The organism is Helicobacter didelphidarum (assembly GCF_003364195.1).
Taxonomy (GTDB): Bacteria; Campylobacterota; Campylobacteria; order Campylobacterales; family Helicobacteraceae; genus Helicobacter_A; species Helicobacter_A didelphidarum.
The window spans coordinates 1-5,221 of record NZ_NXLQ01000050.1 but is presented as its reverse complement, the minus strand read 5'-3'; the positions used below and the strand labels follow the sequence as shown (position 1 = coordinate 5,221).

Sequence of the window (5,221 nt, the reverse complement as noted above, 5' to 3'; positions counted from 1 at the left end):
TTGTTGTCATTATTATTTTCTCCTTATTGTTTGAATTATTTGAATTGCAAGAACTTAGACTTAATCCTAGTAATAAAACTATACCTAGTTTTATAAATAGCTTAAAAACTATCCTATCCATAGTCCATCTTCCATTATTATCGTAGTGGCTAGTCTGCCTATGAATTTAGGGCGTTTCTTACCTTTACTTCGACTGCTTGTTCCCACATACATAGCCCTAATATTATTTTGTCCTATGATTTTAAGATTTTCTAGTAATTCTTTTATCTTTGCTTGATAATTGTTATCATTTTGTGTGTTTGCATTATCATTCATTATATCACTCAATATATTGATACAAGCATTATAGCAGTCTATAGCTTTGTGTTGCTCATCATTTTCATCTAAATCTTTGAAAGCTTGCAATTTCTCTTTATCTCTTAGCTGATAGAGTTCTTTTTTATCTTTTAAGGTATCTAAGTTTGCTTCATTGAATCCATTTTTAAAAAATTTTATATCATCTTCTCTTAATTCTTCTAAGAGTATATAACCTAGTAGCTTTTTTATCATATAATGTTTCGTGATAGCTTCATTTGGTCTGCTTGTTTTAGGAGTGTAAGTATAGGCTATGCCATTATGATATTTTAATCCTCCTGTGCAAAGCTTGCTTCCATATATCATTGTGTGTAAATCAAATCCCATATAAGCATTATATATTTTCATAGGAATTGTTACAAATTCTTTTCTATTTACTGTATAGGGAAGATTGTATTTATATCTCATCTTTTTGTAATAGATATATTCGTATTTAGTTTTAAGCTCTTCAACATATAATGGAAATTCCTTTTTTATCCAAGCTGTAATAACACCTTTAGCCATATTAGTTACAGCTGTTTTACTTAGATCTTTTACTAAATTTTTAATTTCTAATTTATTTATCATCCTTAAGGTATCGCGTACATTAATTGTTGTTATCGTTTTGGTTTGTGTCATAAAAATCATTTGTTGCATATATAATGTGCGTGTATTGATGATGAGCTTGTAAAATTTTTGTATGATTTGCTTTTCTTGGCGAATGTTAATCGTTTTATCAAATTTCATTATAGCAAATATGCCCAATTCTTTAGCTAGGATATGAGCAAATTTTTGTGGTAAAGATTTATTTTTTACGGGTTCATCAAAAAGGCACATTGAAAAATAATATATGAGTTTGCCTAAAAAATCTGTATTTTCATCAAAATAGCTTACAAAAGGAGTAAAAGAAAATAAGCCTTCTTTGATGACTTTTTGGATAGAGATTTTATTGATTTGTTTTTCTACTATGGCTTTTTCTATATCGCTTGGAATTTTTTTATTTAGCTCATCTTTTACTTTTTGTTCTTCTTGTTCTAATTTTTCTATATCTTCATCTTTTACTTCTAAGGTTTTTGCATTTTCTTTAAGTTTTTTAAATATATCGGCGTAAAACTCCTCTTCGTTTTCGGTTTTTATATTACAAATATTATCAAGCATTTCATAGATTCTTAGAATATCTTGTTTAGCCTTTAATTCTTTTTCTGCTTCTTTAGATACAGCAAGATATATTTTTTTATCATCTATGTTTATATAAGCATTTTTTACAAATACATATAAGCTATGATAATTGGGTATTATATAGCTTTGATACCATCTGATCTTACTCATGAAACTTTCAAAAAACTTTTGTTGACGTGAAGCTACACCAAAAAATGGTGTTTTAGTGTCAAATTCATTCTTTAAAATACATAATGTAGTTACTATAGATAACACATCTTGTGGAGAATATTCTGTTTTTTCTTCTATAATTTCACCTTTTAGTTGTTTAGTAGTATATGCTTTATCTTTGTTAATTTTATCAAAAAATTCTTGCACAAGTTCTAAGAATTCTTTAGCAAATTCTTCTTCTTTATCTGCAATCTCTTCTATATTATCTGGAGTTTGAAAGAAAGTATCGATATATTTGAATTGTTGCGATAGAGATTTGTTCCATAATTCACCCACCCATTTTACTACTGAATAACTTGCCGTATAATCTTTATAATCTTTTGCCAAATCATCTGGAAGCTTTATAAATGGGGAAAGTTGTAAAACAATATGTTTAAATTTATTATTGTCTTGCTTAATAATATAATTACTATAATCTATATTTGGATTATGTGTTTTATTTAACGCTTCTTGTTGTCTTTTGTGAGTTTTGAAACTTTGTGGCGTAAGCCCTATCACGCTCATTATATCTTTTGTTAATCCTGCATTCAGCATACTGGGAGCTTCTGTGATGAAAAGATAACCTTTTTCTTTGTATGATGAGGCGTTTTGTTCTTGCAAGGCTTTATCTTTCATTATTTCTATAAATTTTGCTGAATTTAAATCTTTGTATTCTGCAAAAAAGAACAATCTAAGATTTTTAATATTATTTGATATATGTTTTTCAAGATTGTATTTTTTATCGTTGATACTGATAATACTATATTCAGAATTCATATTTTGATACCCTATTCCCTCTTTAAAAATAGCAGGTAAAGTATTTATGAAGTTTGAATCTATTTTTCCTTTAAGAAAAGTACTTTGGATTGGAAGTTTTGCCTTCATCATATCATCATAAATCGAAAAATCAATAAATTTATCATCATAAAAAAGTAATTCATTCATTAAATGCTTTTTGCATAAATTTACCATTGGAACAATTTGACTGACAAACAATTCAATAAGAGGTAAAGACATTGCATAATGATATGCTATTTCATTATCCGTATCAGCTAACTCATTTATGCCTGTGTATGTAGAGTAAATGGCTGTTGAGGGTTTTTTAATCAAACTCTTAAAAATATCTTTTGTATCAAAGTCTATAGTATTTACTAAGACAATAGCTAAAGTCCTAAAAAATTTCCTTATATATTGCGTATTTTGAATTTTTTCTATATTTGAGGATAAGTCTTGAAGAATACCTTTAATACTATCTTTAGCTAGTGGAAGAATATTGTCCGTAAAATATTGAGAATCTTGTGTATTTTCTATACTCACTAATAAACTTTTTTCAAATGATTGTAATATTTTTGATAATGTGTCTTTGTCAATATTTTGAAGAATATCATTTAAATTTTTGGCTTTGGGGAATTGTTGTTTAATGACTTTTATAAAAGTGTTCCAATTTGATTCTTGCGATTGTAGAAATGCTACTTTAAAGTATTCTCTTAAAGTGTTCTTATCGGCTTGAATATATATGGTATTATTTATTTGTGTTGCTTCTCCTCGATCTTCAATGTTTAATAAACCAGCATAGTATTCTTTATTATTCTTTAAAAAAAAATCATTAAATAATACTTGTTGATTGAACGTATCCATTAAATAAGCTATTGCATTATCACTTTTTTTAAACATACTATATCTTATCTTATTATAAAGATTATTGCATGAATCATTGTCGATAAGCATAGTCTTATTTTTAGAGAATAATACTATTTTATCAATATCTTTTATATCATTAACTTGCTTATATATTTCATTTACATCACATTCAAGTATGAGTGATATTAAATCTTGTTTCATTTTCTTGTTCCTTACCATATTTTTTCATTATATCCGCTATTAATGATATTTAATTTTAAAACATTAAAATCTAATTTAGCATCTTCTTGTTCTATTATTTTATCTAATCCATGAGCTAAGTGTATTTCTATCTTATTAGCTTTAGCTGGAGTGAGGAGAGTAGAATTAACACTCATCACATTCCTCCACAATACTTCTCATAAAGCTCATTGCGACATTTATCAACATTGTCTTTGTTTGTATCAAAAATACAAGGGTATTTGTTAGCATTCCAATCCTCTATGAAGCGTTTGCAAGTGGCTTCCTCTTGTTCTTTTTGTGCCTTGTAGATTTCGAGCATTTTAGGACTACAAGGATAGGTAGAATCTGTGGGAGATTGGATAAAAGGAAGGCAGTAATTCACCTCATTGTTATCCCTACAAGCACATGAATTTAAGGTATCAATATGAAAAGATGGGATTATTCCCGCTATGTCTGGGAAGCGATAACAATCGATAATCTCATCAAAGCTTCGTATGTTTGGTATATTTTCTTTGATTTTCTCTCTCTTTTTACAATCATCATCACTGCCACAGCTCACAATTATACACCGATATTTTGCAAAGTCAAAGGCATAGCCTTGAGAGGATAATAATGCAGAGATAATTATAAAATAAATATATCGTATCAAATCTTTCTTAGCCTCGCCAAGTCATTAATATATACTTGTTGCCAAAAATCTTTACTATTTGTGTCATAGACACGAAAATACCTCAAATTTATCTCAATATATCGCATATAGCCTTTGAGATGAAATGAAAAGAAATGGTATTGTGATTTATAGACTATATACCATTGTCTAAGAAGTGCAAACAATCTATCAAACACTTTTTGTGTATTTAGTGATACTTGATATTGGCTTTTGATTTCTATTATAGCTTGAGAAAAGATTAATTCCATTGTTTCTTGAGTTGAAATTATCTGTATCACCCTCAACCCCATACACCCAGCCTTTCTGCAAAAGCTATCAACAAAGCTTGTTACGCTTTGATGATTTTCATTTAGGGTGAGATTCCATTGTGATTGAAAGAAACTCAAATCATTTATATATTCTCTTTTTACTTCTTGCATTGAAACTTCACTTATCCAATCTCTCTTATATATCGCTTGTATTATTTCATTGAGACATTTATAGTCTTTACCATATACAGACATATCATACCTTGTATAATTTGAAAGATTATTCGTATCTATCTGTGCTTTTGTATCATATATGGCAGATTCTAAAAATGCTAGCATTTGATAAAAATTATTTTTTTGAATAAATTCATTTGCTTTAATTTTACAAATATTTGAGATATGATTAGGGTGTGTGGTGGTCATTTCAAGGGAACTTGTCTTTACCACACTTGCTCCCATATAATCTTTTGGTGGATTAAGTATGGTTACACCATCTTCGCTAGGCTGTCTCCACTCTCCCCACAATCTCTCACTATGCCCTCCATTGATGATATTGCACTTTAAGATATGAGAATCTACTTTATCTTTAGATTCTATCATACTATCTAATCCATGAGCTAAGTGTATTTCTATTTTCTTTGCTTTAGCTGGAGTGAGGAGAGTGATGATATAGTGTGTGAGGGCATCTCCATGTAGTCCTACTTCGTTATAATCTATATTTGATAGATTCTGTGAGTTT

The 5,221-nt window shown here is 28.5% G+C and carries 3 protein-coding genes and 1 pseudogene; all 4 read right to left on the bottom strand.

Annotation, left to right across the window (positions count from 1 at the left end; all coding sequences use genetic code 11):
- Positions 1 to 108: 108 nt before the first annotated feature.
- Positions 109 to 3,543, bottom strand: coding sequence for a hypothetical protein (locus CQA53_RS10030; RefSeq protein ID WP_115543841.1), 3,435 nt, complete (start codon positions 3,541 to 3,543; stop codon positions 109 to 111).
- An 11-nt stretch (positions 3,544 to 3,554) separates the two neighbouring features.
- Positions 3,555 to 3,719, bottom strand: a complete 165-nt coding sequence (locus tag CQA53_RS12475) for a hypothetical protein (RefSeq protein WP_181882426.1) — start codon at positions 3,717 to 3,719, stop codon at positions 3,555 to 3,557.
- Positions 3,719 to 4,213: a hypothetical protein gene (locus CQA53_RS10025; protein ID WP_245945874.1), complete on the bottom strand. Its 495-nt coding sequence runs from the start codon at positions 4,211 to 4,213 to the stop codon at positions 3,719 to 3,721. The genes CQA53_RS12475 and CQA53_RS10025 overlap by 1 nt, the downstream gene beginning before the upstream one ends.
- Positions 4,210 to 5,221 (bottom strand): annotated as a pseudogene (locus tag CQA53_RS12470) (hypothetical protein); the annotation flags it as partial. The gene CQA53_RS10025 and the pseudogene CQA53_RS12470, both read right to left, overlap by 4 nt.